This window comes from Chryseobacterium angstadtii, assembly GCF_001045465.1.
GTDB classification, from domain to species: domain Bacteria; phylum Bacteroidota; class Bacteroidia; order Flavobacteriales; family Weeksellaceae; genus Chryseobacterium; species Chryseobacterium angstadtii.
In genome coordinates this window covers 166,750-182,571 of record NZ_LFND01000004.1, presented here as the reverse complement: position 1 = coordinate 182,571, position 15,822 = coordinate 166,750, and the positions used below count along the sequence as shown (strand labels likewise).

Sequence of the window (15,822 nt, the reverse complement as noted above, 5' to 3'; positions counted from 1 at the left end):
TATGTAAGTGTTAAAAGTTAATTGTCGTATTGTTAAAAAAGGTTAAATTAATTTTTTTATTTTATATTTTTTGAATTCAGCCAGTCCTGGTAAGCTTTTGCGTTGATGGCATGTTCTTCTGCGCTGGCTGTAAATTTATGATAACCCAATCTTGCAGGATCGGCACACATGAATATATAATTATTGTTTTCCGCATTCAGCACTGCATCTACGGAGTTTTTATCAACCACACAGATCGGTCCCGGAGGAATTCCTGCATTGGCATAGGTATTATAAGGTGATGGAGTAGACAGATGTTTATAGAAAACCCTTTTTATGGTTTCTTTAAAATTAGTCTGCTTGTTGATCGCATAAATCACCGTAGGATCAGACTGAAGCTTCATCCCTTTTCTGTAACGATTCAGATACAATCCCGCAATAGTCTTCATCTCATCTTTCTTTCCACCCGATTCTTTATAAACAATAGAAGCAAGTGCATAAATCTGATCTCTGGTCAGGCCGGACTGCTGTTCTTTGTTCTTTCTTTCGCTGGTCCAGAAATCATTATATTGTTCATCAAATTTTTTGAAAAATTCTCTCGGACTTACTGTCCAGAAAAAATTGTAGGTATCGATGAAGAAATATTTTTTTAAATCCTCCGCATTTTTATATCCTTTTTCTACCGCGATCTGATTCAGGTCGTTAACGAAGTGCAGAGAATCAAGTTCTGTCTTCTTGGTCACCTTTCCGATCATCTGATACATATCTCCGAAATCTCCGATTCTGAAGCTATTTTCACTTTGGTTTCCGGCCTTGATCATGTTCACAAGGTTGGTGTTTCCAGCTCCGGATTGAAAGTGATAGCGGCCGGGTTTGAAATAGCGGTCAAGATCTTTATCTTTGGCCACAGCTTCAAAAGCTTCCTTATCTTTTACATACGGAGCTACAGAGTCAAGGATCTGCTTGAAATCTGCTTTATGGGGAATCAGGACATAACCGTCCTTTTCCACGTTATTTCCGTAATATTTATTATAAAATCTCAAACCAAAAAATCCTGCCGCTCCAAAAACCAGAAGAGCAATAACGAGAACAGTTTTTTTCATTATTAAAAAAATTGATTAAAAGTTTGTTTTTAAATAAGATCTGTTTTGCCTCTAAAAACCTGCTTTGCGGGACCTTCAAGCCAAATATTCCGGAAAGAATTTCCATTTTTTTCAGCATGAACTTTAAGATTGCCCCCCAAAGTTTTAACTTTTACAGAGATTAGATTATGTTTTTGAATAAAAGTTAAAGCAGAAGCTGTAACTCCTGTTCCGCAACTGAAAGTTTCGTCCTCAACGCCTCGTTCATAGGTTCTTACGAAAATTTCATCATCCGTAATTTTTTCTACAAAATTGACATTAATGCCTTTTTCCTTATAATTTTCTGAATTTCTGATGCCGTGGCCTTCCGCAAAAACATTATAATTCACCAAATCTTCTACATATTTTACATAATGAGGAGATCCGGTATTCATTACGGTGTCTTCTCCGTCGCCGGAAATAGTATCTACATCAATCATCTTCAGTTTAATGATGCCATTATGGATTTCAGCTTCATGCTCGCCGTCTATGGCCATAAACTTACATTTGTCTTCAAAGATGTCCAGAAAGAAGGCAAATGCAACCAGGCATCTTCCGCCGTTTCCGCACATGCTGCTTTCTCCGCCGTCAGAATTATAATAGACCATCTTGAAATCCAGGGCATCATCATTTTCCAGAAGAATCAGGCCGTCTGCACCAATTCCGAAACGTCTGTCACATAGTTTTTCAATAAGATCTTTCTCTTTCGGGAACTGCAGATCGCGGTTGTCTATCATCACAAAATCATTTCCGGTCCCCTGATATTTATAAAATTCCATATTTTTTATCTAAAATTAACGAGCAAAATTAATCTATTTAAAATGAAAAACGAACAGTGTTAGCTGTTCGTTTTCTTATTTATAATCGTTTTATCTAAATCCGCCTCCGCTTGACTGCTGTCTCGTAGAACCGCTGTTTTGCTGAGTGTTACTCTGTGAGCTTGTACTTCCTCTGAATCCGCCGGAAGACTCCGTTCTGGTGCTGTTTTGGCTTTGATTCTGATTGTACTGCTGTGAATTTCTGAAACCACCATTGTTCTGATTATTCTGGCTTCCCTGATTATTCTGATAAGTGCCGCCGGTCTGATTTCTAAAACCTCCGTTGTTACTTTGTGGTCTTTGGTTGTTGTTACCATTATTATAGCTGCCGTTCGGATTTCTGAATCCGTTTCCGCTGCTGTTGCTGTTCCCACTTCCTGTAGGCTGGCCTCTGAATCCGTTATTCGGTCTTTGAGAAGTCACATTGGTTTTTCTTTCTACATATACCTTTCTTCTTTCATTCCCGGAGTTGTAGTAATAATAAGGAATGCCGTTATCATAATAATAGTTAACGTCGTTTCTGTAATAATAGCCGTCATTTCCATAATAACCGCCGTTTCCGTAATAACCGGAAGGCGCATAATAATATCCGTTGTTATAATATGGATCTCCATAGCCACCATTGTTTGCATATCCGTCTGAGTAAGCCAAACATGATGTAAGGGTACTGACAGCAACGATGCTTAATGCTATTTTAAATAAATTTTTCATGACTTTATTGTACTTTTTTCTTTTAAACTTTTTTTCCAATTAAGGTATCCTAAGATAGCCATTATAGTAAATACCAAATATTGAACCGAAGTGATGCCGAGCTCCTTAAAAATCATCATAGGGATACATATAAAATCTCCGATGATCCAGAAAATCCAGTTCTCTATGCGCTGTCTGGCCATAAACCACATCCCGACTAAAAATATTGAAGTGGTGATAATATCCAACCAATTGGCCCATTCCAGATGATAAAGTCCCAGGCTGGTTCCCTCCATAGAAAATTGATTGTCTAAATATGGTTTGTAATAATAAATAAGAGTCACCAGGCCAAGACTCAGTATAAAAAGGAGTGCCGCGAATAGCCTTTCTCTTTGCGTAGCCCAGGATACCTCCACATGAATATGATCTTCGGAGTTTTTTGACCATAAAATCCAGCCGTAAATACTCATCGCGGTATAATATACATTGATCATGCAGTCACCCAGGAGACCGAAATTAAAAAGAATGTATACGTAAATCAGCGTTGAGACAATGCCCGTAGGGTATACCCATATATTTTTTTTTATGGAAAAATACACGCTTAAAATTCCGAAAAATGTACCCGACGCTTCCAGTAAGATTTGCAAATTACTGTAGCTTTCATAGGGTTTTACGAAAAGATCATATAAATTCATGCGTTCAAAAATAAACAAAAATTAACACTTTTGAAAATAAATTATATAAAGTGTAAATCAGGTTTTTAAATATTTTTGTTTAAAATAAATCACGAAAGTTTATCAATAAATGTTAAGGTTTGTAAAATTTTTATATTTTCGTAAATCTTTAATTAAATAATAAAACATGTCTAAAATTTGGGTTAAGAAACCAATGAGCGCCTATGAAGCTGATATCAAAAAGAGTGAGCTGAAGCGCGTTCTGGGAAAATGGAGCCTTACTGCTATCGGGATCGGAGCAATTATCGGAGGAGGAATCTTTGTACTTACGGGAACAGGAGCCTACTATAATGCAGGACCTGCTCTGGCACTTTCATTTGTAATTGCAGGAATTGCCTGCGTTTTTGCTGCACTTTGTTATGCAGAGTTTGCATCCATTCTTCCTGTAGAAGGTTCTGCATATGCCTATGCTTATGGAACGGTAGGTGAGATTTTTGCCTGGATCATAGGATGGGGACTGATACTGGAATACGCCATGGGATCTATGACCGTCGCCGTATCCTGGTCGGGATATTTTGGAAAACTTCTCAAAATGTTCGGACTTCATCTTCCCGCTTACCTTACAACAGATCCACAGACTTACATTGCCGCAGGAAATTCCGGGTTTTCTATGAACCTGCCCGCATTTTTAATTGTTTTCTTTGTAATTTCCATCCTTGTAAGAGGAACAAAAGGAGCCGCTAAAGCCAATAACTTTATCGTTATTCTGAAAGTTTCCGCTATTATTTTCGTGATTATTGCCGGAGCTTTTATTATTTTCAACTCTGCTGAACCTTTTAAAAACTGGATTCCTTTTATTCCTGAGCCAACCACCATTACGGAAAACGGTGTTTCACATTCCGCATACGGTCTCGCAGGAGTTGTTGCCGGAGCATCTGCCATTTTCTTTGCTTACGTTGGTTTTGATGCGGTTTCTACCCAGGCGGGAGAAGCTATTAATCCTAAAAAAGACGTACCATTTGCTATCATCGCTTCGTTGATCATCTGCACACTTTTATATATCCTTGTTTCCCTGGTATTAACAGGAATGATGCACTATACAGACTTTAATCCGCTTGGAAAATATCCGGATGCCATTAAAGCGCCTGTAGCTTATGCATTTGATATTGCTGGATATGCTTGGGCAGGATACATTATTACAATTGCGGCTACAGTAGGATTGATTTCCGTATTGATGGTAATGATCATGGGACAGTCTAGAATTTTCTTAGGAATGTCTAAAGACGGTCTTATCCCTGCTACTTTTTCTAAAGTAAACCCTGCAACCGGAGTACCTACCAAAAACCTTCTTATTTTAGGAGTGGTGATTGCTGTTGTAGCGTCTCTTACCCCTATTAACGATCTTGCTCACATGACGAGTTTCGGAACTTTATTTGCCTTTACTATGGTATGTGTAGCAGTTTGGGTACTGAGAATAAAAGAACCAAATTTACAGAGAAACTTTAAAGTACCTGCTTTACCGCTTATTGCGTGTTTAGGTATTGCAATCAATGTTTATCTGATCTTTAACCTGAGCAAAGAAGCACAGATGTACTCTTTCGGATGGCTGGTTATTGGATTCTTTGTTTACTTCCTTTACAGTAAGAAGCATTCAAAACTTCAGAACGGAGGCTATGGAGAAACGTTCAAAGCAGAACAGGAGCCTTTGGAAAAACATGATCTAGATTAAAAAAACATACATTCAAAATCCGCGGAATTTCTGCGGATTTTTTTATTTTTGATATACTATGAAAAAAACATTTTCCCTTTTATTTTCCTGTGCGGGACTATTGGTGTTTTCCCAGCAGATTGTGAGCTTTACTCCTGTTTTGAATGATAAGATAAGCATAAGAGCCATTGAAATAAATGATAACAAGGTCTGGTACAGCGGAACGGGTTCTAAATTCGGATATGTGGATCTTAAAGACTCCAAAAACCAAAAACAGATCGTACTTTCTGATAAAAAGCTTGAATTCCGTACTCTGGGACAGAATAAAGATTCCTTTTATACCATTAATGTCGGAAGTCCCGGCTATTTCTATAAAATTGATAAAAAGGATCTGAAACCGGAGGTAGTTTATACCGATACCGTGAAAACTGCTTTTTATGATGCGCTGCATTTTGTGAATGACCAATTGGCTTACACCTTCAGTGATGCGGATCAGGATAACCTGTTGAAGCTCGCAGTGTATCAAAAAGGAAAATGGAAAATGTTCAGAAGTAATTTAGCATTGAAGAGCGGTGAAGCAGCATTTGCTGCCAGTAATACCAACATTGCTTCTGCCAAGGATTTTCTATGGATCGCGACCGGTGGAAAAGCATCAAGAATTTTGAGGATGAACTTAAAGAATGAAAAATTGGAGGTTTTCGAAACCCCTTTCATTCAGGGAGAGCCTTCTCAGGGCATGTATTCAATAGATTTTTACAATGCAGACTTCGGAATTGCTGTAGGTGGAGATTATACCAAGCAGGACGCCAATATCAACAATATCGCTACAACAAACGACGCCGGAAAAACCTGGCAGATACAGGCATCCGGGAAAAATGCAGGCTATACTACCTGTGTGAAAATCAAACCGGGATCCAAAGGAAAAGAAATCATTTCTGTAGGAGATCAGCATATCAGCTATTCTTCCGATTTCGGAAAAACCTGGAAGAAGATTTCTGAAGAGAAAGGCTTTTTTGTCTGTGAATGGGTAGATGGAAACACCATTGTTTTTGCAGGAAACAGTAAGATTTCAGTCATGAAACTAAAATTTTAGTAGGTAAAAGTATAAGAACTACAGACGAAGAATTTACTTCTGCGTACTGCATCAGTATTGTAAATCTTAGATATAGAATTTATCATTGTTTAAAAAAAATCAGTAACGGCCGTATTTAGACTCATTATAAAATACGGCCTAATATATTTCATGGTTTAAAATTCATTCGTAATGGTTAATTTTGCAGGATGAAATTCCTTTTGGGACCAATTTCATGATCAGATAATATTTTAAATTTTGAAATGAATTCTTTAATAGATAAATATAATATTCCCGGACCGCGTTACACCTCTTATCCTACAGTTCCTTATTGGGACGAAACTACGTTTTCGCCTGAGAAGTGGAAGCAGAGTGTCATCAGGTCCTTTCACGAGAGCAATGCAGCAGAGGGAATTTCTATTTATATTCACCTGCCTTTCTGCGAGGCGCTTTGTACCTTCTGTGCCTGCCACAAACGTATCACAAAACAGCATAGTGTTGAAATTCCTTACCTGGAAAGTGTTTTAAAGGAATGGAAGCTTTATCTTGAGCTTTTCGAAGAAAAACCGAAACTGAAAGAGCTTCACCTGGGAGGAGGAACACCAACGTTCTTTTCGCCCAAAAATTTAAAGATCCTGCTGGAAGGAATATTTGAGAGCGTTGAAATTGCAGAACACCCCGAATTTTCATTCGAAGGGCACCCGAACAATACCACAAGAGATCACCTTCAGACTTTATACGATCTGGGTTTCAGAAGAGTAAGTTTCGGAGTTCAGGACTATGATCCTAAGGTACAGAAAGCAATTAACAGAATTCAGCCTTTCGAAAACGTAAAAAAGGTCACTGAATGGGCAAAAGAAATAGGTTACAACGGAATCAGTCATGATCTTGTTTTCGGACTTCCACACCAAACCTGGGAGGCCATGGAACATACCATCCGGAAAACAATGGAACTGAAGCCGGACAGGCTGGCATTTTATTCCTATGCACACGTCCCGTGGGTAAAAGGAGTAGGCCAGAGAGGTTTTGATGAAAACGACCTTCCGAGCGGTGAAGAAAAGCGACGTTTATACGAAGACGGTAAAAAACTGCTTCAGGATTTAGGATATATTGAGGTTGGAATGGATCATTTCTCCCTTGAACATGATGATTTATACCAGTCTCTGATTCACAAAAAGCTTCACAGAAACTTTATGGGCTATACTTCAAGCAATACACAGCTTATGGTAGGCCTCGGAATGTCTGCCATTTCGGATTCCTGGTATGCTTTTGGGCAGAATGTGAAAACAGTGGAAGAGTATCAGAAAATGGTGGAAGAAGGTCATATTCCTGTCGTGAAAGGCCATATTCTTGATGACGAAGATCTTACGGTAAGAAGACATATCCTGAATCTGATGTGCCAGCTTGAAACTACTTTCAACGATAAAAATTCTTTTCCTGAGCTGGAAAATGCATTGGAAATGCTGGAAGAAATGGAGAAAGACGAATTGGTGGAAATCTATGACCATCAGGTTAAAATCACTGAAAAAGGAAGGGCATTTACAAGAAACGTGGCGATGGTTTTCGATCTCCGGATGATGAGAAACAAACCGGAAACCAGAATTTTCTCTATGACGATCTAAGAAAAATATGAACCGGAAGCTTCTGATTGCTTTTTTGTATGTCTATATGCTGGCTTTCAGTTTCATTAAAACTGTAAGGCTCCCGAATGAATGGTCTGAGGCGCACTGGCTGATGGATTACAGGTTCGGATTCATCAAAAGAGGACTTGCAGGAGAGGTTTTCGGGTTCTTTTTCGAGAAAAGCCTGTTCAATATTCAGGTTCTTTCAGGAACTATACTGTTTCTGCTGTATGCTGCGCTTTTGACAATTTCCCTACGGATGACCTTTCAGAACTACAGTATCCGGAAGGTATTATTTTACGGAATCTTTTTTCTTTCGCAATATATGGTGCTTTCCGCACATTTAATTGGCTATCTGGATCATTTCATTTTTCTGCTGACCATATTGGCGGTATATCTCATTAAAAATAAAAAGATTTTTTTGGCTTCATTGGTGGCTGTATTTTCTGTAGTGATGCATGAAATATCCTTTTTTCTGATGATTCCGGTCTGTCTTTTTGCAGTGGTAGTGTTTGAGAGCTCCGGTAAAAATTTAGTTTTCACATTCGGTTTATTTAGAAAAGCAGGACTTTTTCTTCTGTTTCCTGTGATAGCGACAGTCTCAGTTTCTCTGTATCAGGAGGTGTATGGTAAAGAAAATGATCAGCTTATCCTTCATTATCTGGAAAATACAGGTTTGATAAGTAAAAGGGTTGCCGTGATGATTGCTTCTGCCTATACTGAAAGTTTCGGGACTTATCTTAAAGAGCAGAGTCCTTATTTTATAGAAAGACTGCTTCTGTCTAAAAATACCTTGAAATTTGGACTTCCGATATTGTTTATGATGTACATGACAATCCGGGAATTCAGAAATATCGACAAATTAATTCTTCTGTTTTTGGCAGCGGTTTCGTTGTTCCCCTTGTTGCTTCATGCGGTGGCTTGGGATACTTTCAGGATCTGGGCATTTCCTTTTATGATTCTTTTTCTGGGATTCTGGATTTTAAACAGCCGGTTTGCTGCTGAAGAAGCGTCTCCTTCATTATCCTGGCCTGAAATTCTTTTATTTGGTATTTCGGTTATCCTTGTCGCTGTTTTTCAGAATAATCTTTTTGAAAATGAAATCGAAAGATTGTCCAAAATGGAGAGATGTCTGCTTCTTATTCCTGTGTTTGCGGGAATAGCCTGGTTATATTTGAAAAAAGCCCCAATAAAAAATATTGAGGCTTAAAATATTTATTGAATAATCAGTTTCTGGCTGTACGATTTCTGTTCTCCCGACTTAATGATGAGATAGTAGGCTCCGGGAGAAATTCCTTTAATATCCACACTGCCGTCATTTTCGATTTTTGCCTTTTCTAAAACTATTTTTCCTTCTGTACTGATAAGATCTGCAGTACTTCTTTTATCTTCCAGTCCTTCAATAAAAACTTTTTCAGAGGCAGGATTTGGGTGTACGTTAATGGTAGTCAAACCATTATTGATATCGTCCGTAGCAAGAGTTCCTGTAGTGATTTTAAATATTTTTCCGCTGGTGACTGCGGCTACAAACAGCTCTTTCTGAGAATTCTGCCCGAAAGTGGAAAAATTATTTCCCGCGCTTGCCGGACTCCAGACAATAGAATTGTCAGTATTCAGAATACCGATTTGGGTAGAGCAATAATCTGCGAAGAAATATTTCCCCTGAAATGCGGGATACTGCGTTCCTCTGTAAACATAACCGCCCGTTATGGAGCATCTGCCTCCGGAATGGTTGTAAACCGCTACCGGAAAGGTCATGGTAGAGATAGCAGCACATCCTGTTGTATTATAGGGATTATTGCCTTCATAACAGCGCCATCCGTAATTGATCCCTGCCTGGGTAATAGGCATTTTATTGATCTCTTCAATGGCTCCCTGTCCTACATCCGCAATCAGGACGTTTCCTGTATCCGTATCGAAAGAAAATTTCCAGGCATTTCTGAGCCCGTAAGACCAGATTTCATCTGCTCCGGTCACTAAATTTCCGGCGAAAGGATTTCCGGGTGGGATATTATACGGTCCTGTGGAGTTCACGTCGATTCTCAGCATTTTTCCCAATAGTGAATTGATATTTTGAGAGTTGTTGTTTGGATCTCCGCCGCTGCCCCCATCTCCGGTTACTATCCAGAGATTTCCGTCCGGAGCGAAATGAATGCTTCCGCCATTGTGGTTGTCAAAAGGTTTGGGAATATTCAACAGAATTTTTTCAGTAGCCGGATCTGCAATATCCGGATTGGTTGGGTTTACGGAATACCTTGCCACGATGATATTTCCTGCCGTATTGTTGTAATACACGAAAAAATAGCCGTTGGTTGCATATTGGGGATGAAAAGCAAGCCCCAAAAGGCCGCGTTCTCCGCCATAAAGAACTTTGGAACTGATGTTCATAAAATCGGCGCTGTTGATGGTTCCATTGGGCTGAATAATCTTGATAATTCCGTCCTGTTGAACAACGAAAAGCCTTGTGTCATTGGCGTTCGTGATTTCTACCGGACTGGTAAGCCCGGACGCAAATTCTACTAAATTAATGCTTTGAGCATTAACGATTAAAGAAGAAAAGAGGGAGAAAGTAAAAAGTAGTTTTTTCATAATATTTTGATATTTAGTGTATTGATTAATGAATGAAAATTTTATACCAATCGGAATTTGAAAATTTCATTACGATACATGTAAAAAATTATTAAATCTTAAATAGAAATCAAAACCCCGATATATCTGAAAATAAACTCTTTCTGCTGTTAAAAAATTCATAAAATAACAATAAAATCATTATATTTGCCGACTTAATTTAACGTAGTTATAACAAAATGCAAGGAAAAGGACTTATTACAATTGTTGCTATTGTACTAGGGTTAATTTGCTTAAATGAGCTATTACCAACTTGGTACGCCAGCAAAATTGAAAAGCAGGCGACTGCTGTTGCAGGAGACAATCCGGAAAAGTATCAGAAAGAAATCGCGAGACTTTCTAAAGATACTTTGAACTTAGGATTCACGAAACTTTATTACACTAAAGCCAAAGACAAGGAAATGAAACTTGGTCTTGACCTGAAAGGGGGGATCAACGTTCTTTTGGAAATCAACCAAAGAGACCTGGTGAATGATTTAACCAATTATTCTACCAATCCTGTTCTTATCGAGGCTTTAAACAAGACTGATGAAGTACAGAAGAATTCTACTAAACCTTATATTGATAATTTCTTTGATCAGTTTGAAGCGATCAACAAGGCAAAAGGGACGAACCTGAAGCTTGCAGATCCTGAACTTTTCGGAAATACCAATCTATCGGAAATCAAGTATAATACTTCCGATGATCAGGTAAAAAGTATTATCAAAAGAAGAATTGATCTTTCTGTAGGAACAGCTTTCGAGGTAATCAGAACAAGGATTGATAAGCTTGGAGCTATCCAGCCAAACGTTCAGAGAGTTCCCGGTACCGCAAGGATTTCTGTGGAAATGCCTGGTATGAAAGATATCGACAAGGTGAAGAAAATGCTTCAGACTTCCGCAAAACTTCAGTTCTGGGAAGTACAGCAGGTTCCTGAAATAGCGCCTTATTTCCAGACTTTAGCTACAATGGTTGCTATTAAAGGAGATTCTATGGGAGTTGCGAAGAATACCAACTTCATGAATCTTCTGAACATTGACAAATTAAGATCAAATGGTGTTGCAAGTGTAAAACTTTCAGATACGGCTGCTGTAAACAAAATTTTAAGCAGCAAAGTAGGTCAGTCTTTACGTCCTGCCAACATTAAATATACCCAATTTATGTGGGGTTACAAACCTGAAGCTACAGACAGCGAAAGCTTGGTATTGTATGCCATCAGAGGTAACATCAATCAAAAAGCTCCTGTAGACGGTGCTGTTGAAACGGCTAGCATCAGCTATGATGAACTAAGCAGAGTAGTAGTAGACATGCAAATGGATTCTAAAGGAGCGAAAGAATGGAAAACATTAACCGAGAAAAACGTTGGTAAACCGGTTGCCGTAACATTGGACGGAAGAGTTTATACTGCTCCGAATGTTGTGAATGCTATTCCTAACGGTAGAACTCAGATCTCCGGTAACTTCTCTCAGGAGGAAGCTAAAGAACTGGTAGATGTTTTAGGAGCAGGTAAATTACCGGCAGGAGCAAAAGTGGTTCAGGCTACAGTAGTAGGGCCGTCTCTTGGTCAGGAATCTATTGATGCAGGTCTAATGTCATTCATTATTGCATTCGGTATTATTATCGTTTATATCATTTTCTATTACGGCGGAGCAGGTGTGTATGCTGTAATTGCAATGATTATCAACTTATTCTATATTTTTGGGATCATGGATTCGGGAGACTTTACGCTTACGCTTCCGGGGATCGCAGGTATTGTTCTAACGATGGCAGTTGCGGTGGATACCAACGTTATCATTTATGAAAGAACCAAAGAAGAACTATTCCTCGGAAAAAGTATTCTTGAGGCTTACAAAGATGGTTTCAAACACGCATTAAATGCTATTATTGACGGTCACACGACTACCTTCTTAACAGCTGTTGTATTGTTCTTCTTCGGAACAGGGCCTATCAAAGGTTTTGCATTAACGCTGATGATTGGTATTGCGATGACATTGTTCACATCTGTATTACTTTCGAGAGTAATGATTTTCTCTAGATTGAATAAAGGAAAAGGACTTTCTGTTTGGACTCCATTAACGAAAAATCTTTTCAGAAATACATGGATTGATTTTATCGGGAAAAGAAAATATGCATACATTATTTCTGCAGTACTTACGGTAGTTTGTATCATTTCAATTGCGACTCACGGTTTCAAATATGGTATCGACTTCACAGGAGGTAGAAACTATGTGATCAGATTTGATAAAGATGTAAAGGCAGAGCAGGTTGAAGAAAAATTAGTAGCTTTATTTAAAACGGAAGACGGTAAAAACTCTTCTGTAGAAGCTAAAACTTTTGGAAACGACAAGCAGCTGAAAATTTCTACAGATTACCTTATCGAAGACGAATCATTAAAAGCTGACCAGATCATTGAACAAAAATTATTCGAAGGTCTAAAAGCTGAATTACCGAAAGGAATTACTTTAAAAGATTTCAAATCTGCAGATAAAGACCATGCAGGAATTGTTTCTTCGGAAAAAGTAGGTCCTTCTGTAGCAGACGATATTAAGATTCACGGTATTTATGCAGTATTAGCTGCTCTGGGAATGATTTTCGTTTATATCTTGATAAGATTTAGAAAATGGCAGTTCTCACTTGGTGCGGTAGCGGCGCTATTCCACGATGCGGTAATTATCCTTGGAGCTTATTCACTGCTTCATAAGTATATGCCGTTCAACATGGAGATCAACCAGGATTTCATTGCGGCGATCCTTACCGTATTAGGATATTCAATCAACGATACCGTTATCATCTTCGATAGAATCAGAGAGTATCTAAGAGAGAAGAAAGCTTTAACATTAGCAGGTTTATTTGATGACTCTATCTCAAGTACATTGGGTAGAACATTCAACACCTCATTTACTACAATCCTTGTGATTCTGGCCATCTTTATTTTCGGTGGAGATAACCTGAGAGGATTTATGTTTGCGATGTTAATAGGTATTGGGTTCGGTACTTATTCATCTATCTTTGTTGCATCTGCAATTGCTTACGATTTCCTTAAAAAAGGGAAAGAAGAAGAGGTACATGGTAAATCAACATCCAATAAAGAGGTATTGGCTTCAAAATAATATCAACTACGATAAATAAGTAAAGACCGTTTCGAAAGAGACGGTCTTTTTTTGCATATCTGTTGTTTGAGAGGTTTAGAGTAAATGAAGCAAGGAAATGGTGGCTTCGAGAGCCTCAGCCACCATTACTAATACCCAAAGTCTGAAATCTGATGCCTAAGAACCAAAACTTCTCTCCAAACCCATAATTTAACACTACCATATTCCAGATTTGATTAATTTTGCAGCACTATGGAAAACTCAAGGAAAAAAGCAGCTATCGGCTTTATATTTATTACCTTACTGATTGATATTACCGGATGGGGAATTATTATCCCTGTTGTTCCCAAACTTATTGAGGAGCTTATTCATGCAGACATAAGCGAAGCCGCCAAATATGGTGGCTGGTTGGGCTTTGCTTACGCTTTTACTCAGTTTATATTTTCTCCGGTAGTGGGAAACCTCAGTGATAAATACGGAAGAAGACCAATTATTCTGATTTCCCTTTTTGGATTTGCCATAGATTATATTTTCCTGGCTCTGGCACCTACCATCTGGTGGCTTTTCCTGGGAAGAGTGATTGCCGGAATTACAGGAGCCAGCGTTACGACGGCCAGTGCTTATATCGCTGATATTTCTACAGATGAAGACAGAGCTAAAAACTTCGGCCTTATTGGAGCTGCATTTGGGCTGGGCTTTATTATAGGACCTGTTTTGGGAGGCGTTTTGGGGCATTATGGAGCAAGAGTTCCTTTTTATGCAGCGGCAGGTCTGTGTCTCCTGAATTTCCTTTACGGATACTTTGTTCTTCCTGAAAGTTTAGATAAAGATAAAAGAAGACCCTTCGACTGGAAGCGCGCCAACCCTGTCGGTTCATTTAAATTTTTAGGGAAGCATCCTGAGATTTCGGGACTTATCTTTGCCTTGATTTTAATTTATATTGCAGGCCATGCCGTACAAAGTAACTGGAGCTTTTTTACCATGTTTAAATTCAACTGGACGGAAAGAATGGTTGGAATTTCATTAGGGGTAGTCGGTCTTTTGGTAGGCTTGGTTCAGGGAGTTCTCATACGATGGACCACTCCGAAGCTGGGAGAAGAGAAGAGTATTTATTACGGGTTGGCTTTATACGCTATAGGAATGCTTCTGTTTGCATTTGCAACGGAAGGTTGGATGATGTTTGCTTTTCTGGTTCCTTATTGTCTTGGAGGAATCTGTGGACCTGCACTTCAGTCCGTCATCACCAAAAGTGTTCCGTCTAACGAACAGGGAGAGCTTCAGGGAGCGCTCACCAGTCTGATGAGTGCCACTTCCATCATAGGCCCGCCACTAATGACCAATCTGTTCTACTTCTTTACCCATGATGAAGCCCCGTTTGAATTCTCCGGAGCCCCATTCTTCCTGGCATTTATTTTAATGGCAATAAGTGTGGTCATGACGTATTACGCATTTAAGAAAAAGGATAAAAAACTGATTAAAAAGTTATAGAAGGAAGGAGTTAAAAGATTGAAATTATTGTAGATGAAACAGATCTTATGAGCCGGGTCCCTCAATATAAACCAGATGAATTTAAACCCATTTCGGATATAGATTGGGGTGAAAGAAAGGTCTTGAAAAAAGATCTGAATGAGTTTTTTATAGATCCCCTTCAGGTATTGAAAGAAGGTAAAACACCTTCCCATCCTCATCGGAAGACAGTGAATGATTTTATTTTCATCCGGAAGGGGAGTATCAGAAAAATGGTGTGTTCAAGCTTATTCGGGATAGAAGAAGGAATGATCATCGTTCTTCCTCCTTATAAAATCCGTACAATCATTCACAATACCCCCAATGTAGAAGGCTTTTACTGCCACTTTTCCAATGATTTTATAGCGGATGGCCCTGGGCTTAAATATTTACAGGATATACTGAACCATGCGGATCTTATTTACAATCCGACCCTTTTTCCGGATGAGGAGCATCGTGAAAGAATCTACCTTATTCTTCAGCAAATGCAGGAAATTTACAAAAACGATCAGGATCTTGAACTTATCCGTCTGTATCTTTTCACTTTACTCGGGGAGATCCGGCATTTTATAGAAAAGCTTCCGCAACGAGACCTTTCCGCTAATGAAACACTGGTATTTCGTTTTCGCAAGTTGATTACCACTCAGATCCAGAATCTACACTCGGTAAAAGACTATGCTGATCTGCTCAACGTTTCACCCAATCACCTGAATAAATCCATTAAAAAGACCACAGGAAAAACCGCTTCTGAAATTATCAATGAATCTTTGCTGATGGAAGCAAAAGCCTTGCTTTCCCAGCCTCATCTTTCGGTTTCGGAAATTGCCTTTTCGCTGGGTGTGGAAGATGTCTCTTATTTTTCACGGTTTTTCAGAAAACATAGTGGAATAAGCCCTTCTGATTACCGTAAAGGGATTGATTTGTCCTAATAATAGA

12 protein-coding genes are annotated in these 15,822 nt (G+C 38.8%); 7 read left to right on the top strand and 5 right to left on the bottom strand.

Annotation, left to right across the window (positions count from 1 at the left end):
* Nucleotides 1-56: 56 nt before the first annotated feature.
* The 4 genes from mltG to pnuC form a co-directional block, all read right to left on the bottom strand.
* Nucleotides 57-1,082 (bottom strand): endolytic transglycosylase MltG, encoded by a 1,026-nt coding sequence (mltG, locus tag ACM46_RS14185; protein ID WP_048507333.1) that lies wholly within the window; start codon nucleotides 1,080-1,082, stop codon nucleotides 57-59.
* 29 nt (nucleotides 1,083-1,111) lie between these two features.
* On the bottom strand, nucleotides 1,112-1,879 hold the full coding sequence (gene dapF / locus ACM46_RS14180; RefSeq protein WP_048507332.1) for a diaminopimelate epimerase: 768 nt from the start codon (nucleotides 1,877-1,879) through the stop codon (nucleotides 1,112-1,114).
* Between the two features lie 90 nt (nucleotides 1,880-1,969).
* Entirely contained in the window at nucleotides 1,970-2,629 is a 660-nt protein-coding gene (locus tag ACM46_RS14175) for a hypothetical protein (RefSeq protein WP_048507480.1), read from the bottom strand.
* Entirely contained in the window at nucleotides 2,626-3,303 is a 678-nt protein-coding gene (pnuC, locus tag ACM46_RS14170; RefSeq protein WP_048507331.1) for a nicotinamide riboside transporter PnuC, read from the bottom strand. Before pnuC ends, ACM46_RS14175 begins: the two co-directional genes overlap by 4 nt.
* Before the next feature lie 166 nt (nucleotides 3,304-3,469).
* On the opposite strand from pnuC, the gene ACM46_RS14165 reads away from it, so the two are divergent.
* The 4 genes from ACM46_RS14165 (at nucleotide 3,470) to ACM46_RS14150 (ending at nucleotide 8,894) form a co-directional block, all read left to right on the top strand.
* The gene (locus ACM46_RS14165) at nucleotides 3,470-5,011 is read left to right on the top strand and encodes an APC family permease (protein ID WP_048507330.1); all 1,542 of its coding nucleotides are present in this window, start codon (nucleotides 3,470-3,472) and stop codon (nucleotides 5,009-5,011) included.
* A gap of 58 nt (nucleotides 5,012-5,069) precedes the next feature.
* Nucleotides 5,070-6,083: a WD40/YVTN/BNR-like repeat-containing protein gene (locus tag ACM46_RS14160; RefSeq protein ID WP_048507329.1), complete on the top strand. Its 1,014-nt coding sequence runs from the start codon at nucleotides 5,070-5,072 to the stop codon at nucleotides 6,081-6,083.
* A gap of 242 nt (nucleotides 6,084-6,325) precedes the next feature.
* On the top strand, nucleotides 6,326-7,684 hold the full coding sequence (gene hemN, locus ACM46_RS14155; protein ID WP_048507328.1) for an oxygen-independent coproporphyrinogen III oxidase: 1,359 nt from the start codon (nucleotides 6,326-6,328) through the stop codon (nucleotides 7,682-7,684).
* Nucleotides 7,685-7,691: 7 nt separating this feature from the next.
* Nucleotides 7,692-8,894 carry a hypothetical protein gene (locus ACM46_RS14150; RefSeq protein ID WP_048507327.1) on the top strand — a complete coding sequence of 401 codons (1,203 nt, stop codon included), beginning with the start codon at nucleotides 7,692-7,694 and terminating at the stop codon, nucleotides 8,892-8,894.
* 5 nt (nucleotides 8,895-8,899) lie between these two features.
* Here ACM46_RS14150 and ACM46_RS14145 read toward each other — a convergent pair whose 3' ends face one another.
* Nucleotides 8,900-10,273 (bottom strand): PQQ-dependent sugar dehydrogenase, encoded by a 1,374-nt coding sequence (locus ACM46_RS14145; RefSeq protein ID WP_048507326.1) that lies wholly within the window; start codon nucleotides 10,271-10,273, stop codon nucleotides 8,900-8,902.
* 218 nt (nucleotides 10,274-10,491) lie between these two features.
* Between ACM46_RS14145 and ACM46_RS14140 the strand changes: the two genes are divergently transcribed.
* The 3 genes from ACM46_RS14140 to ACM46_RS14130 all read left to right on the top strand — a co-directional run bounded on the left by ACM46_RS14140 (nucleotide 10,492) and on the right by ACM46_RS14130 (nucleotide 15,815).
* Nucleotides 10,492-13,401: a protein translocase subunit SecDF gene (locus tag ACM46_RS14140; protein ID WP_048507325.1), complete on the top strand. Its 2,910-nt coding sequence runs from the start codon at nucleotides 10,492-10,494 to the stop codon at nucleotides 13,399-13,401.
* A gap of 231 nt (nucleotides 13,402-13,632) precedes the next feature.
* Nucleotides 13,633-14,868: a TCR/Tet family MFS transporter gene (locus tag ACM46_RS14135; RefSeq protein WP_048507324.1), complete on the top strand. Its 1,236-nt coding sequence runs from the start codon at nucleotides 13,633-13,635 to the stop codon at nucleotides 14,866-14,868.
* Between the two features lie 47 nt (nucleotides 14,869-14,915).
* Nucleotides 14,916-15,815 carry a helix-turn-helix domain-containing protein gene (locus ACM46_RS14130; RefSeq protein ID WP_048507323.1) on the top strand — a complete coding sequence of 300 codons (900 nt, stop codon included), beginning with the start codon at nucleotides 14,916-14,918 and terminating at the stop codon, nucleotides 15,813-15,815.
* Nucleotides 15,816-15,822 lie beyond the last annotated feature (7 nt).

Coding starts and splice junctions, on each gene's coding strand:
- ACM46_RS14130 (WP_048507323.1), top strand. CDS start 14,916: ATGAGCCGGGTCCCTCAATATAAACCAGATGAATTTAAACCCATTTCG.
- dapF (WP_048507332.1), bottom strand. CDS start 1,879: ATGGAATTTTATAAATATCAGGGGACCGGAAATGATTTTGTGATGATA.
- ACM46_RS14145 (WP_048507326.1), bottom strand. CDS start 10,273: ATGAAAAAACTACTTTTTACTTTCTCCCTCTTTTCTTCTTTAATCGTT.
- ACM46_RS14165 (WP_048507330.1), top strand. CDS start 3,470: ATGTCTAAAATTTGGGTTAAGAAACCAATGAGCGCCTATGAAGCTGAT.
- ACM46_RS14160 (WP_048507329.1), top strand. CDS start 5,070: ATGAAAAAAACATTTTCCCTTTTATTTTCCTGTGCGGGACTATTGGTG.
- ACM46_RS14140 (WP_048507325.1), top strand. CDS start 10,492: ATGCAAGGAAAAGGACTTATTACAATTGTTGCTATTGTACTAGGGTTA.
- pnuC (WP_048507331.1), bottom strand. CDS start 3,303: ATGAATTTATATGATCTTTTCGTAAAACCCTATGAAAGCTACAGTAAT.
- ACM46_RS14175 (WP_048507480.1), bottom strand. CDS start 2,629: ATGAAAAATTTATTTAAAATAGCATTAAGCATCGTTGCTGTCAGTACC.
- hemN (WP_048507328.1), top strand. CDS start 6,326: ATGAATTCTTTAATAGATAAATATAATATTCCCGGACCGCGTTACACC.
- mltG (WP_048507333.1), bottom strand. CDS start 1,082: ATGAAAAAAACTGTTCTCGTTATTGCTCTTCTGGTTTTTGGAGCGGCA.
- ACM46_RS14135 (WP_048507324.1), top strand. CDS start 13,633: ATGGAAAACTCAAGGAAAAAAGCAGCTATCGGCTTTATATTTATTACC.
- ACM46_RS14150 (WP_048507327.1), top strand. CDS start 7,692: ATGAACCGGAAGCTTCTGATTGCTTTTTTGTATGTCTATATGCTGGCT.